The organism is Halocynthiibacter sp. SDUM655004, assembly GCF_026015885.1.
Lineage (GTDB): Bacteria > Pseudomonadota > Alphaproteobacteria > Rhodobacterales > Rhodobacteraceae > Falsihalocynthiibacter > Falsihalocynthiibacter halioticoli.
On the sequence record NZ_JAPDUG010000003.1, the window covers coordinates 211,124 to 229,260 of the forward strand.

Consider the following 18,137-nt stretch of genomic DNA (forward strand, 5'->3'; position numbering starts at 1 on the left):
CTACACCGCCGACTTAATCGCAAGATACTGCGCTTGCGACTCAACTTCGTGTAGCCAGCCCTCAACGAGCTTTGGGTCACGCGGAGCTGCGGTAACACCCGGATGAATTTCACGATTCTTGACCGATTGAACCGCTAGCGAAACTGTTACGGATACCAGCCGCGCCATCGCCGAGCCACGCTCATCGCCCCAAGCATCAAGCGCGTAAGTTTTATCGTAAACCGGCGTGCCGTCCCGCTCCGCAGAAAGCGAAACACAAAGAACAACGCGATCAGGTTCGCCGTCTTCATAGGCGTGCTGATCCCAGAATTCGTCAGACATTTCTTTGAGGCGCTTGTCGCCATCTTCGCCGGAAAGTGTCTCTATTTCAGCGAAAACAGGGGCCCAAGCCTCAGACCAGCCATTGAGCCGAAGGGTGCCACGCACGAAATTCTTGAGCCGCCACTCAGGCTCGAACTGGTAATCCTCAATAAACGGAAGCGAGTCACGGTTAGGGTAAACTTCAAACGTTTCTGGCGCGGCCAGTGGCGCGGAATAGGATTGGATCGCATCCCATGGCCGCGCGACATCAAGCGTCGAGAAATTACGAATGGATCGGCTAGGCGAACGAAGCGCTTTGAGCACTCCAAGCGGCGACCAGCTGAATTTGTAACGGAATGCGTTGGTGTGTTTTGGGACACCGCCGCAGTAACTCAGGAACGAAATCGTGTTGGTCGGATCATAGGCATCTGACGCGCGGTAGTCAGCGACAAGGTGATGCGCCATCAGGTGGTCGATGCCTGGATCAAGCCCAACCTCGTTCACAAGGCAAACACCGCGTTCTTGTGCAACAGCATCAAGCGCAGCCATCTCGGGCGAAATGTAGGAGGAGGACACGAAATGTGCCCCTTTCTCAATGCATATTGTCGCCAGAGGCACGTGAAGATCGCCGGGCAGCATCGATACGACGATATCATTCGCGCGGAGCGCCTCGGTCAGGTCATCAAGCGTGAAAGCCTTAATGTTGTCGGTTAGGTCTCCGACGGTTTCGCGCGCTTTTTCGACTGTTCTGTTCCAGACGCATACGTCCTCGCCCGCTTCCAACAGACGCCGTAATCCCGGAATGGCCGAAAGCCCTGTACCGCACCAGTGAATTGTCATGGCTACTCCTTAGATATGTTCTTCGAATGTGTCTCTAGCTCGGCCCCAAACGCCTTGATCCAGTGATTTGAGCTCAAGAAGAGAGGGAAGCAATTGTTCAGCGTAATCTTCCGAGCTTTCGACAGGAAGCATCGACGGAAGGTTATCAATTGCGGTGACATCTAGCACGGGATCTGTTGCGACGCGCAGGGCCGGGTCTTCCCATGTTGTCGTGCGATCATAGACCTTGATCGGAGAGAAGTCGCTGTCTGGGTCACAGGCGATATCGCCGATAACCGATAGTTTGCGTGGGTCAGTGAGCGCAGACTTGGGGACGAAAACGGGCGTTCCCGGTCGTGCAAGAATGCAGTTCAGAAAAATGTCATGCTCAAGAATTTCGGGGAACGGGCCACCAGATGCTGTTTCGGCCATATCCCATTTCGTAACTTTAACGCCAAGTGCCTCGCAGAGATCAGAAGCGCCTGTCCCGACACGCCCAAGCGCGCCAATCACAATCGCGGATGGCGGGGTATAGGCCGCGAGATCAGTCTCTAGTGCGGCCAAAAGCGCATGTTTTGACGCGAATACGCCGACAGGTGCGCAGATGTCGCCCTTCTGCTGTGCGGCCCAGCATTTGAGGCTTACAGCAGCCCCCGCAAAACCTGCCCAATAGCCAAAAGCGGCTACGCGACGGCCGGATGGGTCAACCAGATACTCCAAATCATAGAGCGTTCCTCCGCCAGCTTTAAAGCGATCAAGAAGAATGCGCCCGCTGGGCTGCCCCTTATATGCGTGGCCGAACATGATGTGGCGATGTTTGAGTGGTGTCCCGTCTTCGGGCAGTTCCTTCAGCCCGAAGATAATGGCGTCGTCAGGGGCCTCCGGCCACGTGTTTTCCTCTGCAATTTCACAGCCTGCATCGATGTAACCTTGCAACGGAATAGCGCGGACGGAGCTTTTCTCAACTGTCACGCGAATACCAGCGTTCAGTAGCGCTTTGGTGCCTTCGGGCGTGATACCCACGCGCTCTTCGTTTTCGCGCTGTTCGGCGCGTACCCACAGATGTGTCATGTCCAACTCCTTCGTCTGACAGGAGTATGGCAACGCGAACGGAGGAGCAATCGGGTTTGGCATTTGGGCGCGTGTTTCGTGCGGCATTGACGGAAAAAGACCGGAAGTTGTCGCAGAAAGGGAAGGTTGTATCTCGGCTATTGGCGATAGAATATAGAGGGAACGGGAGTAGAGCGATGCCAGACAAGATTTCATTCACCCTTGATGGTCGCGAGGTGGTTGCCGCCGCGGATGAGAGTATTTGGCAAGTTGCCAAACGCGAAGGTGTCGACATTCCACATCTTTGCCACAAGCCTGCAACCGGTTATGCGCCAGATGGAAACTGCCGCGCTTGTATGGTTGAGGTTGAGGGCGAGCGCGTATTGGCAGCAAGCTGCGTACGCAAACCAAGTGATGGCATGGTTGTAAACACCCAGACCGCGCGCGCAGAGAAGGCGCGGCGCATGGTAATGGAGCTTTTGGTTGCTGATCAGCCCGAGCGCGATGCTTCTCATGACAAAAGCAGTGATTTTTGGGCGCAGGCCGAAGCCCAAGGGGTTGCCGAGAGTCGTTTCCCGAAACTTGAAGAAGCCCGTGTACCTTTGCTTGATAACTCGCATGTTGCGATGAACGTAAACCTTGATGCCTGTATTCAATGCGGGCTGTGTGTACGGGCCTGCCGCGATGTTCAGGTGAATGATGTATTGGGCATGTCTGGGCGTGGACACGACTCCTATCCGACCTTTGACCTCGCTGATCCGATGGGCGAAAGCACCTGTGTCGCGTGCGGTGAATGTGTGCAGGCCTGTCCAACTGGGGCGCTCATGCCAGCGACTGTCGTTGATGGTGCGCAGATTGGCGATAGTGCTGATATCGATCGGGAAGTGAAAAGCGTATGCCCATTTTGTGGTGTGGGCTGTCAGGTATCGCTCAAGGTTAAAGATGAGCGGGTCGTTTTCGTCGAAGGCATAGATGGCCCCGCGAACGAAGGGCGATTGTGCGTTAAGGGGCGGTTTGGGTTCGATTATATTCACCACCCGCACCGCCTTACCAAGCCCTTGATCCGCCGCGAGGACGCGCCCGAAAAAGGCTTGAATGTTGATCCTGCTAATCCGCTGACCCATTTCCGAGAAGCGACTTGGGACGAGGCATTGGACGCCGCTGCCAATGGTTTGGCAAAGCTTCGTGAAACCCGTGGCGGTAAGTCAGTTGCGGGATTTGGTAGCGCGAAATGCACCAACGAAGAGGCCTATCTTTTCCAGAAGCTCATTCGCCAAGGTTTCGGGCACAACAACGTCGACCATTGTACGCGGCTCTGTCATGCGTCCTCTGTTGCGGCTCTCTTGGAGAATGTCGGCTCCGGCGCTGTCACCGCGACGTTTAACGAGATTGAAAACGCCGATGTGGCCATTGTGATCGGCTGTAACCCTGCCGAAAACCATCCCGTCGCGGCGACATATTTCAAGCAATTCGCCAAACGCGGCGGCAAGCTTATTGTGCTTGATCCGCGCGGGCAGGCGCTCTCTCGGTTTGCCACGCAAATGGTGCAATTCCGGCCAGGTGCGGATGTTTCGCTGCTGAATGCGATGATGCAGGTGATCGTCGAAGAGAAGCTATACGACGAGTCCTATATCGCGCGGATGACCGAAAACTGGGAGGCGGAAAAAGCGCATCTCGCGGCGTTTACGCCCGAAAAAATGGCCGATATTTGCGGTATCGCGCCTGATGAGATCCGTGCCGCTGCCCGCACGTTTGCGCAGGGCAACGCGGGCATGATTTTCTGGGGCATGGGCGTGAGCCAACACATCCACGGCACCGATAATTCGCGGTGTCTGATTTCGCTGGCGCTCATGACCGGTAATGTCGGTAAACCTGGCGCTGGGCTTCATCCTTTGCGCGGCCAAAACAATGTGCAGGGCGCTTCGGATGCGGGACTTATCCCGATGTTCCTGCCTGATTACCAGTCCGTTACTGACGACGGCGTGCGCTCGGCTTTTACGGATGTTTGGAACAGCGGCGATTTTTCAGCGGACAAGGGTCTAACTGTTACGGAAATTGTCGACGATATTCATGCGGGCAACACGCGCGGTATGTATATCCTTGGCGAGAATCCAGCCATGTCAGACCCAGATGTGAGCCACGCGCGCGAAGCATTGGCCAAACTGGAGCATCTTGTGGTGCAGGACATATTCCTGACCGAAACCGCGAACTTTGCTGATGTAATCCTTCCCGCGAGTGCCTTTGCGGAAAAGGCGGGAACAGTGACTAACACCAACAGACAAGTGCAAATGGGGCGGCAGGCTATGCAGCCACCAGGTGACGCCAAGGAAGATTGGTGGATCGAGGTCGAGCTTGCCAAACGATTGGGTCTTGATTGGACTTACACGCACCCGCAAGAGGTGTTTGCCGAAATGGCTATCAATATGCGTAGCCTTGATAACATCACATGGGAGCGCCTTGAGAGCCAAAACGCAGTCACGTATCCAAGCTTGTCCCACGATGATCCCGGGCAGGCGATTGTCTTTGCGGATGCCTTCCCGCGGGATAACGAGCGCGCAAAGTTTACACCCGCTGATGTGATTGCACCGGATGAGTCTCCTGATGCCGAATATCCGATGATCCTCACAACAGGGCGGCAGTTGGAGCATTGGCATACAGGGTCAATGACCCGCCGCTCCAAAGTATTGGATTCGGTCGAGCCGGAAGCGAACTGCTCGATCAACCCGAAAACGCTCAAATATCTGGGCGTTGAGGCGGGCGGAATGGTGCGGCTCACGACGCGGCGCGGAGAGATAACTGTGATGGCGCGGGCGGATCGCACGGTTGCAAAAGATATGGTGTTCCTGCCGTTTGCCTTTGTCGAAGCGGCGGCAAACATCCTCACAAACCCTGCAATAGACCCTTATGGCAAAATTCCGGAGTTCAAATTCGCGGCGGTTCGGGTCGAGAAGGCGTCTTAGCTCCAGACCACATCACCTAAAAAGATATACCCCGCGCCATAGATTGTTTTGATGAGTTGGGGGTTCTTTGGGTCTTCACGAAGTTTGGTGCGCAGGCGGCTGATGCGCACATCCATGGCGCGGTCAAAGCTTTCTCCAGCCGCGCCGCCAAGGCTTTCTTGCATTTGAACTCGTGAAATAAGGCGTTTCGGATTGTTGAGGAACAACCGCAGGACTTCGCCCTCGGCATGCGAAAAGGGAACTTCGGCGCCCTCGTCATCTATTAGAAGATAGGTTTCAAAATTTGCAGTCCAGCCGGAGAAAATCGCGGTATCTGATGTGCGGCCAACGGGTTTCACGCTGCGCATTCGCGCACGGACGCGGGCAACAACCTCGGATGGGTCAAATGGTTTGATGATGTAATCATCCGCGCCAAGCTCAAGGCCGGTGATCTTGTCCTGAACCTGTGCACGACCCGAAATGATGATGATAGAGGCTCCACTCTCAAGCGCCAGTCGATGCACCAGCGCTAACCCGTCTTTGTCAGGGAGGCCCAGATCAACAAGGCATACTTCTGGGGAGCTTGTTTTAAGCGAAGCCTCAAACTCGGTGGCGCGCGCAAAACTTGCCGTACGATAGCCCGCTTCTTCCAATGCTTCGGACAGCATGTTGCGAATTTCGGGCTCATCATCGAGAATTGTCACCAAGGGTTTGGTCATGCGGTATCCTCCGCTGCTAAGAAACTTCCGAGTTCACGACCGTCAAAGGGTTTGCCAATCACCCGATATCGCTGGGCGGCTTCTTGGAAGAGCGGGTCAGACTCGGGTTTGGAGGTCATGAGGAACGCCGGAACCGTCATGCCCGCATCGGAGAGTCGGTCGAGAAGCGCGATGCCAGTCTCGTTTCCTTTCAACGAGATATCGCTCAAGATCATCCCGATTCCAGGCAGCTTCGCCAATTCACACGCTTCGCCAACCGTTTCGGCTTCGATCACTACATGGCCGAGTTCCATAAGCATATCGCGAACATTGAGCCGTATTTCCGGCGAGTCTTCTACAAGCAACACCATTGTCGGCTCGGATTGAACGGGAACAGGGCGGCGCGGAAGACGAAGTGTGACGCGGCCTCCAGAGGCGTGGTTTTCAAGCTCGACCTGACCGCCAGCAAGCTTTGTCAGGTCATAAACCATCGAAAGTCCCAAGCCGGATCCTTCGCCGCCTTTTGTCGTGAAAAACGGCTCTAATCCACGAGAAAGCGCCTCATTTGAAAACCCTGGCCCCGTGTCGGATACAGAGATCACAAGCCAAGTTTTCGAGACTTCCTTGGCTGTGACGTGGATTTCGCCGGTCGCTTTTCCAATGGCATCACGCGCGTTCAGAACAAGGTTCAATAGCGAATCTTGAAGGCTGCCAGCATCCAGCAAAAGAGGTTCGCTAAGCCCAGTGGATTCAGTTTTCAGCGTAACGCCATCTGGTAAGCTCGGCGTTGCGAGTACCGCCAGATCGCGGAGCAGATCGGCAACATTGCATGGCGAGGGGTTCATCGAGCGCGGAGCTGACATTTTTCCGATCTTATCAAGCAACACGCCCCCGCGCCGTGCCGCGCCTTGGGTAGCATTCACCAACTCGCGCGCTTCTTCGGGAAGATCCATGCGCTCCAGACGCGCTTGCATGCCGAGGATGATTGTTAGCAGGTTCGCGAAATCATGCGCCAGCCCAGAGGTCATTTGAGCGGCAAGCTCTTTCTTGCGCGTTTGGGCAAGAGCCGCGCGGGCCTGTGTTTCCTCTGTTACATCCATGGACAAGATATAGACACCGGTCACATTGCCTTCGCGAATATCGGGCGTAAATGCGACCCTAATTCGCCTGCCAGAGGTAGAATCCGTAAACTCAAAGACAGAGGCCTCGCCCTTGTAAGCAAGTTCAAGATAGGGGCCGGTTTTCTCGAACGCCGCTTCGCCCAATGCCTCTCGCATGTGAAGGCCGAGGATATTGTTTGGGCGGTTTGGTAGCACCGCAGACAGGCGGCGGTTCGAATAAGTATAAAGCCCGTCAAGATCAAGATGCGCGATATGGGCGGGCATCATCTCTGTGGTGAGGCGTGTTCTGGCCTCCATCGCGGTGAGTTCGCGTTTGGCTTGCTCCAAGGCAATATTGGTTGCGGCCAATTCTCGGTTGGCCAATGAAAGTTGCTCAGTGTGGCCAAGGACCTGATCCGACAAAGTTTCGGATTTTGCTCGCAATAGAGCCTCTTGGCGCTTGATCTGGGTAATGTCTGTATAAACAGCGACCCAGCCACCTTCAGGCAAGGGTGCACCCTCAATCGATACGATCTGCCCGTTTGAACGCTGGCGCTCAACGTAGTGAGGCTCAAAAGCCATGGCCGTTCGAACGCGCTCCTTCACGAAGGACTCAATATCTTCCACATCTCCGTATTCGCCGCGCTCGGTTAGAAAACGGATGGTTTCCGAAAATGATGCTCCGGGGTTCACCAGATGATCAGGCAGGTCGAACATTTCATGGAAACGGGCATTGCTCACCACAAGGCGCAGGTCCGCATCATAGATCGAAAGCGCCTGTTGAATAAGGTTCAAACCCGCAAGCGTGAACCGTTCAGTGGTGGATTTGGAGTGTTCCATAGCTTTATCGCTACCAGCCGGACTGGCTCTGGGAAAGCTCTTTTGGAGGCTTGTTACAATTCGTTAGATTCCAGAAATAGTCAGGAAAAAATTGACCAATAGGAAAATAACACCACGCTAGAACGCAGGCAGAATCGCTTGCGCAATTGTGGCCGCCACGGGAGAGGCGGTGGGGAGGAACGATCATTGGCTAATACCAACACGGGACACATGGGTGCGGAGACTGACCTACAGTCTATTCCTGCGCTACTTGCCCGAAATGCGGCGAAGTATGGCAATAGACCAGCGTTTCGCGAGAAAGAATTCGGCATTTGGCAAACGGATACTTGGGCCGAAGTCGCCGAAAAGGTTCGTGATCTTGGTCTTGGCCTAATCAATCTGGGGATTGCAGAGGGCGACTTTGTTGCAATCATCGGGCGGAACAGACCGAGCCTTTACTGGTCGATGATTGCTGTTCAGTCCGTTGGCGCCATTCCCGTTCCGCTTTATCAAGACGCCAACGCCGAAGAGATGGCCTATGTCCTTGGCCACTGTGGCGCGCGGTTTGTAATTGCAGGCGATCAGGAGCAGGTCGACAAGGTTATCGAAATTCAGGAAGGCCTCCACCAGTTCGAGCATATGATCTATCTCGATCCGCGCGGCCTTCGGAAGTACGATCATTCCCGTCTTCACGAATTCGCCCATGTTCTCGCACAAGGCCGCGCCGCAGCAGACGAATTTAGCCCTGAACTTGAGCGTCGCACGGCGAAGCTGAATTTCGATAGCACCTGCGTCATGCTTTATACGTCGGGTACGACGGGGAAACCTAAAGGCGTAGTGCTTTCTAATCGCAACATCATCATGAGCTCAAAAGCCTCTGCAGAGTTTGACAGGCTGACGCATGAAGACGAGGTGCTTGCCTATCTCCCTATGGCTTGGGTCGGCGATTTTATCTTCTCCATCGGACAGGCATCGTGGACAGGCTTCTGCGTTAACTGCCCCGAGAGTGCAGACACCATGATGACCGATCTGCGCGAGATCGGGCCGACCTATTATTTCGCCCCGCCCCGCATTTTTGAGACACAGCTCACAAACGTCATGATCCGTATGGAAGACGCGGGCAAATTCAAGCAGTGGCTCTTTGCGAAGTTTATGGACCACGCCAAAAAGGTCGGGCCGGCGATTCTGGATGGAAAGTCTGTTTCGGGCATGGATAGGCTCAAATACAAGCTCGGCGAATACCTCATTTACGGTCCCCTCAAAAACACACTCGGCTTTAGCCGCGTTCGCGTTGGATATACTGCGGGTGAGGCGATCGGGCCGGAGATTTTCGAATTCTATCGCTCGCTTGGGATCAACCTCAAACAGCTTTATGGCCAGACTGAAGCATCTGTGTTCATCACCCAGCAACCTGATGGCGAAGTGCGCAACGATACTGTTGGTGTTCCAAGCCCCGGTGTTGAAATCCGGATCGCCGATAATGGCGAGGTGTTCTATCGCTCGCCCGGCGTCTTTGTTGAATACCTGAATAACCCAGACAGCACCGCCGATACGAAAGACAGCGAAGGTTGGGTCGCAACGGGCGACGCGGGCTTTATCGAGAAAAGCTCCGGCCACTTACGGATTATCGACCGCGCAAAGGACGTTGGCAAAATGGCTTCCGGTGCGATGTTTGCCCCGAAATACGTTGAGAACAAACTCAAGTTCTATCCGAATATTCTTGAAGCGGTCGTGTTTGGCGCTGGGCGGGAATATTGTACGGCCTTCATCAATATTGATCTGACCGCGGTGGGGAACTGGGCGGAGCGGAACAACATCGCGTATGCATCCTATCAAGAACTTGCCGGACATCCGCAGGTTCTCGAAACCATCCGCCAGCATGTTTCCGAAGTGAACAAGAGCGTGGCTCAGGATGAGATGCTCTCGGGCTGTCAAATCCATCGCTTCCTTGTGTTGCACAAAGAGCTTGATGCGGATGATGGCGAAATGACCCGCACCCGTAAGGTACGCCGCCGGATCGTTGAGGAGAAGTTCGATGATTTGATCGGCGCGCTCTATGACGGTTCCGACGAGATCTTTACCAAGACCGAAGTGACCTATGAGGACGGCCGCAAAGGCGCGATTAGTGCCACGTTGAAACTTCTGGATGCCGAAGTGCAGCCGGTGGCAAAGGGGAGCATGGCAGCATGAGCGCCCAAGCAGAAGAATACGTCACCGAAGATGGCCGCAAAATCGGCGGTGTCATGATGGAGATGAAAAACATCACCCTGCGATTTGGTGGTGTGGTTGCGATCAAAGACATCAGTTTTGATATTCGCGAAGGTGAAATCCGCGCGATCATCGGTCCGAACGGCGCGGGTAAATCAAGCATGCTCAACGTCATCTCGGGGTTTTATAATCCGCAAGAAGGCGATGTGATTTTTCGCGGCAAAAAGCGCCCGCAGATGCGGCCATATAAGGTCGCGCAGCAAGGCATCGCGCGGACCTTTCAGAACATCGCGTTGTTCGAGGGTATGAGCGTTTTGGATAACGTGATGACCGGTCGATTGACCCATATGAAAACTGGCATGTTCGGACAAGCCATGTGGTGGGGCAAGGCGCAGGACGAAGAGGTTTACAACCGAGAGAAGGTTGAGGAGATCATCGATTTCCTTGAGATTCAGGCCATCCGCAAAACGCCAGTTGGGCGCTTGCCTTATGGCCTCAAGAAACGTGTCGAACTCGCCCGCGCATTGGCAGCAGAGCCCAAACTCCTCCTGTTGGACGAGCCGATGGCCGGTATGAACGTCGAGGAAAAAGAGGACATGAGCCGCTTTATCCTTGATGTGAATGACGAGTTCGGCACCACAATCGCCCTGATCGAACATGATATGGGCGTTGTGATGGACCTGTCGGATCGGGTTGTCGTGATGGACTACGGCAAGAAGATCGGCGACGGAACGCCCGACGAGGTCCGCAGCAATCAGGAAGTAATCGACGCATATCTGGGGGTGGCACATGACTAAAGCTACGCCACAGAAACACGACATACTGGAGGCCCACAATGCCTGAGCAACTCTTATGGGCCGCTGAGGCTATGATGAACGGTTTGATGGCAGGGGTGCTCTATGCGCTTGTTGCCCTCGGGTTCGTGCTGATCTTCAAAGCGTCTGGTGTATTTAACTATGCCCAAGGTGTGATGGCGCTGTTCGCCGCGCTCACGCTGGTCGGCATCATGGATGGGCAGGTACCATTTGCGCATTTGATCAACGCGGTGTTCGGCACCGAAATTCACCACTTTGGCTGGCACGTTCCGGCAATTTTGGCGATCTTCCTAACGGGCGTTGTGATGGTCGGGCTGGCCATATTTATCGAGCGGTTCGTGCTACGTCATCTTGTGAACCAGCCTGATATCATCCTGTTTATGGCCACCATCGGGCTTGCTTACTTCATGGAAGGCGTTGGAGATCTGATGTGGGGCAGCGAGATCAAGACACTTGATGTTGGCCTGCCGCAGGGGATTTCGGAAACTATTGATGAAGCGACCTACAACTGGTTTGGGTACGGCTTCTTTATCGACCGACTAGATATCGTCGCAACGATTATTGCCGCGCTGCTCGTAGCAAGCCTTACGATCTTCTCGCAATATTCCAAACAAGGCCGCGCCCTGCGCGCTGTTGCGGATGACCACCAAGCGGCGCTTTCGGTCGGCATTTCTCTGCGCTTTATCTGGGTTCTGGTCTGGTCGATTGCTGGGTTCGTTGCCCTCGTTGCCGGTATGATGTGGGGCGCAAAATCGGGCGTACAATTCTCGCTATCGCTCATTGCACTCAAGGCGCTGCCGGTTCTGATGCTCGGCGGGTTTACCTCGATCCCTGGTGCGATCGTCGGCGGGCTGATTATCGGTGTCGGCGAGAAACTGTTCGAGTTCTCCATCGGCCCGCTTGTTGGCGGCGCAACGGAAAACTGGTTCGCCTATGTGCTGGCGCTGGTGTTCCTTGTCTTCAGACCACAAGGCCTGTTTGGCGAAAAAATCATCGAGAGGGTCTAGAGCAATGTCAGCACTAAAACAGACCCTAACGTTGGTCAAATCGCCTAAATCATCATCGAATAACATGAAGGGGTGGACCTGATGCTTTATCGTGAAGCCGGAGATTTCAAAACCACCTATGTCGAAGACGGGCAGACTTTCCCGATCAAATTTGATCGGATTGCCTACTACATTCTGTTGGCTGTCGCCTTTGGTGTGGTGCCGTTTATCATCAACGATTACTGGGCCAATGCCGTTCTGGTGCCTTTCCTGATTTACGCTGTTGCGGCAATCGGGTTGAACATCCTTGTCGGGTACGCGGGGCAGGTAAGCCTTGGTACGGGCGGTTTCATGGCTGTGGGGGCGTATGCTTGCTACAAGTTGATGACGTCATTCCCCGAAGTTTCGATCCTGATCCATGTCGTATTGGCAGGAGTCATTACCGCCGCTGTCGGGGTGCTGTTTGGCTTGCCAAGCTTGCGGATCAAGGGGTTCTACCTTGCTGTGGCAACCCTCGCCGCGCAGTTCTTCCTCGTTTGGCTCTTTAACAAGGTGCCGTGGTTCTACAACTATTCTGCATCTGGCCAGATCTCCGCACCAGAGCGCACCGTATTCGGCATCGAAGTGACCGGCGCAAACACAGACGCTTGGGCGAAATACCTTGTCTGCCTGATCTTCGTGACAGCCTGTGCATGGCTCGCGCGCAATCTGACACGCGGCACCACGGGCCGCACATGGATGGCGATCCGCGATATGGATATCGCTGCGGAGATTATCGGGGTGAACCCACTCAAGGCAAAACTAACGGCTTTTGCGGTAAGTTCTTTCTTCGTCGGGATCGCGGGCGCGCTCTTCTTTGCGGTGTATCTCGGATCGGTTGAAGTGGGCGAAGTCTTCGGAATTAACAAGAGTTTCCTTGTCCTGTTTATGATCATTATTGGCGGGTTAGGGTCTATTTTCGGAAGTTTCGCGGGCGCGGCGTTCATGGTGTTGATGCCGGTACTGCTCAAGAACATTCTCGTGGGCGGCTTGGGCTGGCCCACTGATATCGCGGCGCATTTCGAACTTGTCATTGTTGGCGGCTTGATCGTGGTGTTCCTCATTCTGGAACCGCATGGCTTGGCACAGCTGTGGCGCGTCGCAAAAGAAAAATTAAGGTTGTGGCCCTTCCCGCATTAGTGGGCGGCCCGAATAGATCGAGGGAAAAACCTTCGGCACGAGACGATTTCAAATTTAGGGAGGACTAAGACATGAAATTGAAGTTTACAGCATTAGCGGCGGCGGCCGTGGTTTCGGCGGCAGCGCCTGCGATGGCGGACCTTGTGTTCCCGTCGCTTTCCTATCGTACGGGTCCATATGCGGCGGGCGGTATTCCGTTTGCTGATGGATATGCAGATTACTTCACGCTTCTGAACGAGCGTGACGGCGGTATCGGCGGCGAAATGGCCAAGGTGATTGAATGCGAAACCGGCTATAACACTGAAAAAGGTGTTGAGTGCTATGAGAGCACGAAGGGCGAAGGTTCACTGATTTATCAACCGCTGTCCACGGGCATCACCTATCAGCTCATCCCGAAGGTTACGGCCGATGGAATCGCACTTCACACAATGGGTTATGGTCGTACGTCCGCCAAGAACGGTAAGGTGTTCAGCAACGTCTTTAACTATCCTGCGAACTATTGGGATGGTGCCTCGGTTGCGATCAACCACCTGCTTGACCTGAATGATGGTGACATCAACGGCAAGAAGGTTGCGCTGGTCTATCATAACTCCGCCTACGGCAAAGAACCGATCCGCACGCTCGAAGAGCTTTCGGCAAAGCACGGCTTTGAACTGACGACGCTTGCTGTTGACCACCCAGGTCAGGAGCAGAAGTCTCAGTGGCTGCAAATCCGCCGCGAAAAGCCCGATTATGTTCTGATGTGGGGTTGGGGCGTGATGAACCAAGTTGCCATTCAGGAAGCCGCGAACATTCGCTTCCCGATGGAGAATTTCATCGGCGTTTGGTGGTCTGGTGGCGAGCATGATGTGATCCCTGCTGGCGATGGCGCGAACGGCTATAAAGCTGTGACATTCCACAACGTTGGCAGCGACTTCCCTGTGTTTGATGACGTGCAAAAGTATGTTGTTGACGCGGGCAAGGCAGCAGGAAACGGCGATCAGATCGGCACAGCGGTTTACAACCGCGGTTTCTATGCAGCGATGCTTGCGGCCGAGGCAGCACGCAATGCTCAGGAAATTGCAGGAAAATCCGACATTACCGCCGCTGACATGCTCAAGGGCATGGAGTCGCTTGAAATCACAGAAGAGCGTATGGCCGAGCTTGGTATGCCAAACTTCGGCCCGTCCTTCACTGTGACCTGCGAAAACCACGGTGGTCCGGGCCTTGGTGCGATTCAGCAATGGGACGCGGCAGCGCAAGAATGGTCGCTCATCAGCGATTTCGCGCCCTCTGACACTGAAATTATCGACGCCCTTGTGATGGAAGATTCGATGGCATTCGCCAAAGAAAACAACATCGAAGAGCGCTGTAACTAAGAACAGTTCCTCCGGCCATTGCCGACGCTTTGGCCGGAGGATCCTTTCAACCTACGAAATGGTGAAAACTATGCTGGACGCCACACCTGAAACCAAAGGCGAGACCCTGCTTGAGGTCAACAATATCGAGGTGATCTATAACCACGTGATCCTCGTGCTAAAGGGTGTGAGCCTATCCGTTCCCAAAGGGGGCATCACCGCCCTTCTTGGCGGCAACGGCGCTGGAAAAACGACCACGCTCAAGGCCATCTCCAATCTGCTCCACAGTGAGCGCGGCGAGGTAACCAAGGGCAGCATCAACTATCGTGGTGAGCGGGTTCAGGATCTCGCCCCTGCGGATTTGGTGCAAAAGGGCGTTATTCAGGTCATGGAAGGCCGGCATTGTTTTGAGCATTTGACTGTTGAAGAAAACCTAATGACGGGCGCCTATACCCGCAAAGATGGCAAGGGCGCGATCGCGGCGGATTTGGAAATGGTTTATGACTATTTCCCGCGTCTGCGCGAGCGCCGTAAGAGTCAGGCGGGTTATACCTCGGGCGGCGAACAACAGATGTGCGCCATCGGCCGCGCGCTCATGAGCCGTCCGGAAACGATCCTTCTGGATGAGCCGTCAATGGGCCTCGCGCCGCAGCTTGTGGAGCAGATTTTCGGCATCGTGAAATCGGTAAACGAGAACGAAGGCGTGAGTTTCCTTCTGGCCGAGCAAAACACCAATGTCGCGCTGCGCTTTGCACATTACGGATACATCCTTGAGAGCGGGCGCGTCGTCATGGACGGCCCCGCGGCTGAATTGCGCGAGAACCCTGATGTTAAGGAATTCTATCTTGGCGTGTCTGACGAAGGCCGCAAATCCTTCCGTGACGTACGGAGCTATCGCCGTCGGAAGCGGTGGTTGAGCTGATGCGGAGTAACGACATGGGATTTTACGATCAGCTTGAAACACGCTCTGCCGATGCGCGCGCTGCGGATATTGCCAAGCAGCTTCCGTTACAGATCGCGCAGGCCAAACGAGCGCCCGCCATAGCGGAAATTCTAAAGGATGTGGATGCCGAGAGCATTGGGTCAGTCGAGGATTTGGCGTCATTGCCAGTAATCCGAAAGTCTGAACTTGTCTCTAATCAGGCTGAAAACGCGCCTTTTGGTGGTTTTGCCGCGATTGATGCTCATGAGTTTGAACATGTTTTCCAGAGCCCCGGCCCGATCTATGAACCAGGGAAGCTCGGCAACGATTGGTGGCGCACAGGGCGGTTTCTTCATGCTGCGGGCATCGGCCGTGGTGACATAATCCAGAACTGTTTTGGATATCATCTAACACCTGCTGGAATGATCTTTGAAAGCGGCGCGCGCGCCGTTGGTGCGGCTGTCGTTCCCGCAGGAACTGGGCAGACCGAGCTTCAAGTTCGAGCCGCTCACGATATCGGTGTCACGGCCTATGCGGGCACGCCGGATTACCTCAAGGTGATCCTTGATCGCGCCGAGACGGAAGGGGTTAAGTTGAGCATTCGCAAGGCTGCGGTTGGCGGCGGCGCATTGTTCCCTAGTCTACGTCAGGAGTATGCGGATCGAGGCATTGCGTGTTTGCAATGCTACGCGACTGCTGATCTTGGCAATATCGCCTATGAAAGCGCCGCGATGGAGGGGCTGATTGTTGATGAAGGCGTGCTGGTTGAGATCGTGACGCCCGGCACTGGAACGCCTGTTGCGCTCGGAGAGGTCGGCGAAGTTGTTGTGACAACCCTTAATCCCGACTATCCGCTCATTCGGTTCGCGACAGGTGATCTGAGCGCGTTCATGGAAGGTGAAAGCCCCTGTGGCCGCACGAACTTGCGGATTAAAGGCTGGATGGGGCGCGCCGATCAGACAACGAAGATTAAGGGGATGTTTGTCCGGCCCGAGCAAGTTGCTGATCTGGTGAGCAAGAACCCCGAAGTCGAGAAAGCCCGTGTTGTCGCCAGCCGTGATGGCGAGCGAGACATGATGACTGTCATGCTCGAAACAGAGGGTGCGAGCGCGGAGGCCTTGGCGGACAGCGTTTTCTCAACGCTCAAGCTAAAGGGCAAGATCGAACTTGTTCCTGTCGGGAGCCTTCCAAAGGATGGCAAAGTAATCGACGATCAGCGCAGTTACGACACCTAAACAGGTGCAAAACAGGCTCTAAACTGGCGCGTTCTTCGTTCCGTAGAGGGCGCGGGCCTGCTTGTAAGTCAGCAGCTTGCGCTCTTTTTCGTCCCATAGACGAAGCTTCACACATGCGAGGCTCTCGCGAATACTCAATCGTTGATTCTGGTCGAGACTTGGGTGATCGCGCAGGACATCAGGAAGCCGATAGAACGGAATGCGCGAATAAAGGTGATGCACGTGATGTAGGCCGATATTGGCTGTCATCCACTGCAAGACACGAGGCAATTCGTAATGCGAGGAGCCGTGGAGCGCGGCATCATGCATTTCCCAATTTTCGCCAACGTCCCAATGGGTATCTTCGAATTGGTGCTGCACATAGAACAGCCAAACGCCTGCAGTGGCCGCAAGGAGGCTGGTCGGCAGGAAGATCAACACAAGCGGCTTCCAGCCACCAAAGTATGCGATGAGCCCAAGTGCCACGAGGATCGCGATGTTCGTCCCCATGGCCGATGTCCAGTATTTGCGCGACTTCATAAAGCCGATCGGTAGGCGATATTGAAGCAGGAAGGTATAAGCAGGACCAATTGCGAAAAGCACGAATGGGCTGCGATAGAGCCTATACTTGAACTTTCCCCACGTTGAGCGCGCATTATATTCGGCGACGGTCAGCGTCATGATATCGCCCATGCCGCGATGATCGAGATTGCCCGATGCGGAGTGGTGCATCGCGTGTGACCGCTTCCAGACGTCGTACGGTGTAAGCGTAAGCACACCGATTGCGCGCCCGACCCAGTCAGATACGGATCGGTTCGTAAAAAAGGCTGCGTGCCCACAATCGTGTTGAATAGCAAAGAGGCGCACCAGAAAGCCGGCGTTTACAATGGCGATTGCCAAAGCCAACCACGGGCTGAACGAGATCATCCACCACGCCAATGCCCAAAGAGCAAAGAACGGAACCAAGGTAACCGCCAACTCAAAAAGACTGCGCCACAAGATTGGTTCGCGGTATTTCGCCAGATGGCGAAGCCAATCGCGCGCAGCCACAACCGTAGAATCTGCAGGAGGAGTCGCACCATTGCTTGGTGTGTTGGGGGCGGTGGAATTCATGCTCGTCTCGTTCTGGTATTTTTGTTGTCCGAAGCCTAAGCGCCAACCCAGTACAAAGCCAACATTTCCGTGCCCGACCTTACGTCAATCGAGCGCCTGTTCATTTAGGCACAAAAAAGCCGCCTCAAACGGGCGGCTTTTCTGTATTCTGTCTCTAGCTCAGCCTTGGCGGGCTTTGAACCGAGGTTGCGTTTTGTTGATAACATAAACGCGGCCCTTACGACGTACTACGCGGCAGTCGCGATGACGGTTCTTGAGCGAACGGAGCGAGTTCCGAACTTTCATGGCCTTCTCCTTTTATCGCGGCGCGCCAGTGGCGCCTCGGGGTTAAACTTTACCCGTTTCCGGGCGGTGAACGCCCCAATGGGGCAATTTGGGGTCATCGCAGTTTGCGATGGTGGGCACGACTGGGTTCGAACCAGTGACCCCTTCGATGTCAACGAAGTGCTCTACCACTGAGCTACGCGCCCAAAACGCTGCGATCCTCTCTGTCCTATCCATTGACCACAGTCTGGCGTTGGCCAAAAACGAATAGGACGCGGAAAAACCGCGTCGACTGGCGCTGTCTATATTCGGAGTCGTAGCGGTGTTCAAGGCTTTTGATAGCGATTTATTTGCGTCTATCCGAATTCTCTGTA

At 54.7% G+C, this 18,137-nt stretch carries 14 protein-coding genes and 1 tRNA gene; 8 read left to right on the forward strand and 7 right to left on the reverse strand.

The window, feature by feature from the left end; all coding sequences use genetic code 11:
• On the reverse strand, positions 1-1,140 hold the full coding sequence (locus N9C89_RS14385) for a saccharopine dehydrogenase family protein (protein WP_263954687.1): 1,140 nt from the start codon (positions 1,138-1,140) through the stop codon (positions 1-3).
• Between the two features lie 9 nt (positions 1,141-1,149).
• A complete protein-coding gene (locus N9C89_RS14390) occupies positions 1,150-2,190 on the reverse strand; it encodes a saccharopine dehydrogenase (protein ID WP_263954688.1) in 1,041 nt (346 codons plus the stop codon).
• Between the two features lie 176 nt (positions 2,191-2,366).
• Between N9C89_RS14390 and fdhF the strand changes: the two genes are divergently transcribed.
• Positions 2,367-5,129: a formate dehydrogenase subunit alpha gene (fdhF, locus tag N9C89_RS14395; protein ID WP_263954689.1), complete on the forward strand. Its 2,763-nt coding sequence runs from the start codon at positions 2,367-2,369 to the stop codon at positions 5,127-5,129.
• Here fdhF and N9C89_RS14400 read toward each other — a convergent pair.
• A complete protein-coding gene (locus tag N9C89_RS14400) occupies positions 5,126-5,827 on the reverse strand; it encodes a response regulator transcription factor (protein ID WP_263954690.1) in 702 nt (233 codons plus the stop codon). The two genes, fdhF and N9C89_RS14400, sit on opposite strands and share 4 nt — an antisense overlap.
• Positions 5,824-7,746, reverse strand: coding sequence for a PAS-domain containing protein (locus tag N9C89_RS14405; RefSeq protein ID WP_263954691.1), 1,923 nt, complete (start codon positions 7,744-7,746; stop codon positions 5,824-5,826). Before N9C89_RS14405 ends, N9C89_RS14400 begins: the two co-directional genes overlap by 4 nt.
• A 210-nt stretch (positions 7,747-7,956) precedes the next feature.
• Here N9C89_RS14405 and N9C89_RS14410 point away from each other — a divergent pair, with 210 nt between their 5' ends.
• The 7 genes from N9C89_RS14410 (at position 7,957) to N9C89_RS14440 (ending at position 16,407) form a co-directional block, all read left to right on the forward strand.
• The gene (locus tag N9C89_RS14410; RefSeq protein WP_263954719.1) at positions 7,957-9,915 is read left to right on the forward strand and encodes an AMP-binding protein; all 1,959 of its coding nucleotides are present in this window, start codon (positions 7,957-7,959) and stop codon (positions 9,913-9,915) included.
• A complete protein-coding gene (locus tag N9C89_RS14415; protein ID WP_263954692.1) occupies positions 9,912-10,730 on the forward strand; it encodes an ABC transporter ATP-binding protein in 819 nt (272 codons plus the stop codon). Before N9C89_RS14410 ends, N9C89_RS14415 begins: the two co-directional genes overlap by 4 nt.
• Positions 10,731-10,768: 38 nt before the next feature.
• On the forward strand, positions 10,769-11,755 hold the full coding sequence (locus N9C89_RS14420; RefSeq protein WP_263954693.1) for a branched-chain amino acid ABC transporter permease: 987 nt from the start codon (positions 10,769-10,771) through the stop codon (positions 11,753-11,755).
• A gap of 81 nt (positions 11,756-11,836) precedes the next feature.
• Positions 11,837-12,913, forward strand: a complete 1,077-nt coding sequence (locus tag N9C89_RS14425; protein ID WP_263954694.1) for a branched-chain amino acid ABC transporter permease — start codon at positions 11,837-11,839, stop codon at positions 12,911-12,913.
• 71 nt (positions 12,914-12,984) lie between these two features.
• Positions 12,985-14,271 (forward strand): ABC transporter substrate-binding protein, encoded by a 1,287-nt coding sequence (locus N9C89_RS14430; protein ID WP_263954695.1) that lies wholly within the window; start codon positions 12,985-12,987, stop codon positions 14,269-14,271.
• A gap of 70 nt (positions 14,272-14,341) precedes the next feature.
• A complete protein-coding gene (locus tag N9C89_RS14435) occupies positions 14,342-15,172 on the forward strand; it encodes an ABC transporter ATP-binding protein (RefSeq protein ID WP_263954696.1) in 831 nt (276 codons plus the stop codon).
• A gap of 14 nt (positions 15,173-15,186) precedes the next feature.
• Entirely contained in the window at positions 15,187-16,407 is a 1,221-nt protein-coding gene (locus N9C89_RS14440; protein WP_263954697.1) for a phenylacetate--CoA ligase family protein, read from the forward strand.
• Between the two features lie 18 nt (positions 16,408-16,425).
• Here the strand turns inward: N9C89_RS14440 and N9C89_RS14445 are convergent, their stop codons facing one another.
• From N9C89_RS14445 to N9C89_RS14455, 3 genes are all read right to left on the reverse strand, one after another.
• Entirely contained in the window at positions 16,426-17,499 is a 1,074-nt protein-coding gene (locus N9C89_RS14445; protein WP_263954698.1) for a fatty acid desaturase, read from the reverse strand.
• A 159-nt stretch (positions 17,500-17,658) separates the two neighbouring features.
• Positions 17,659-17,784, reverse strand: coding sequence for a type B 50S ribosomal protein L36 (gene ykgO, locus N9C89_RS14450; RefSeq protein WP_008282420.1), 126 nt, complete (start codon positions 17,782-17,784; stop codon positions 17,659-17,661).
• Between the two features lie 110 nt (positions 17,785-17,894).
• Positions 17,895-17,969, reverse strand: a tRNA-Val gene (locus tag N9C89_RS14455).
• Between the last annotated feature and the right edge of the window lie 168 nt (positions 17,970-18,137).

Coding starts and splice junctions, on each gene's coding strand:
- ykgO (WP_008282420.1), bottom strand. CDS start 17,784: ATGAAAGTTCGGAACTCGCTCCGTTCGCTCAAGAACCGTCATCGCGAC.
- N9C89_RS14435 (WP_263954696.1), top strand. CDS start 14,342: ATGCTGGACGCCACACCTGAAACCAAAGGCGAGACCCTGCTTGAGGTC.
- N9C89_RS14445 (WP_263954698.1), bottom strand. CDS start 17,499: ATGAATTCCACCGCCCCCAACACACCAAGCAATGGTGCGACTCCTCCT.
- N9C89_RS14390 (WP_263954688.1), bottom strand. CDS start 2,190: ATGACACATCTGTGGGTACGCGCCGAACAGCGCGAAAACGAAGAGCGC.
- N9C89_RS14415 (WP_263954692.1), top strand. CDS start 9,912: ATGAGCGCCCAAGCAGAAGAATACGTCACCGAAGATGGCCGCAAAATC.
- N9C89_RS14440 (WP_263954697.1), top strand. CDS start 15,187: ATGGGATTTTACGATCAGCTTGAAACACGCTCTGCCGATGCGCGCGCT.
- N9C89_RS14405 (WP_263954691.1), bottom strand. CDS start 7,746: ATGGAACACTCCAAATCCACCACTGAACGGTTCACGCTTGCGGGTTTG.
- N9C89_RS14430 (WP_263954695.1), top strand. CDS start 12,985: ATGAAATTGAAGTTTACAGCATTAGCGGCGGCGGCCGTGGTTTCGGCG.
- N9C89_RS14385 (WP_263954687.1), bottom strand. CDS start 1,140: ATGACAATTCACTGGTGCGGTACAGGGCTTTCGGCCATTCCGGGATTA.
- N9C89_RS14410 (WP_263954719.1), top strand. CDS start 7,957: ATGGGTGCGGAGACTGACCTACAGTCTATTCCTGCGCTACTTGCCCGA.
- N9C89_RS14425 (WP_263954694.1), top strand. CDS start 11,837: ATGCTTTATCGTGAAGCCGGAGATTTCAAAACCACCTATGTCGAAGAC.
- N9C89_RS14420 (WP_263954693.1), top strand. CDS start 10,769: ATGCCTGAGCAACTCTTATGGGCCGCTGAGGCTATGATGAACGGTTTG.
- fdhF (WP_263954689.1), top strand. CDS start 2,367: ATGCCAGACAAGATTTCATTCACCCTTGATGGTCGCGAGGTGGTTGCC.
- N9C89_RS14400 (WP_263954690.1), bottom strand. CDS start 5,827: ATGACCAAACCCTTGGTGACAATTCTCGATGATGAGCCCGAAATTCGC.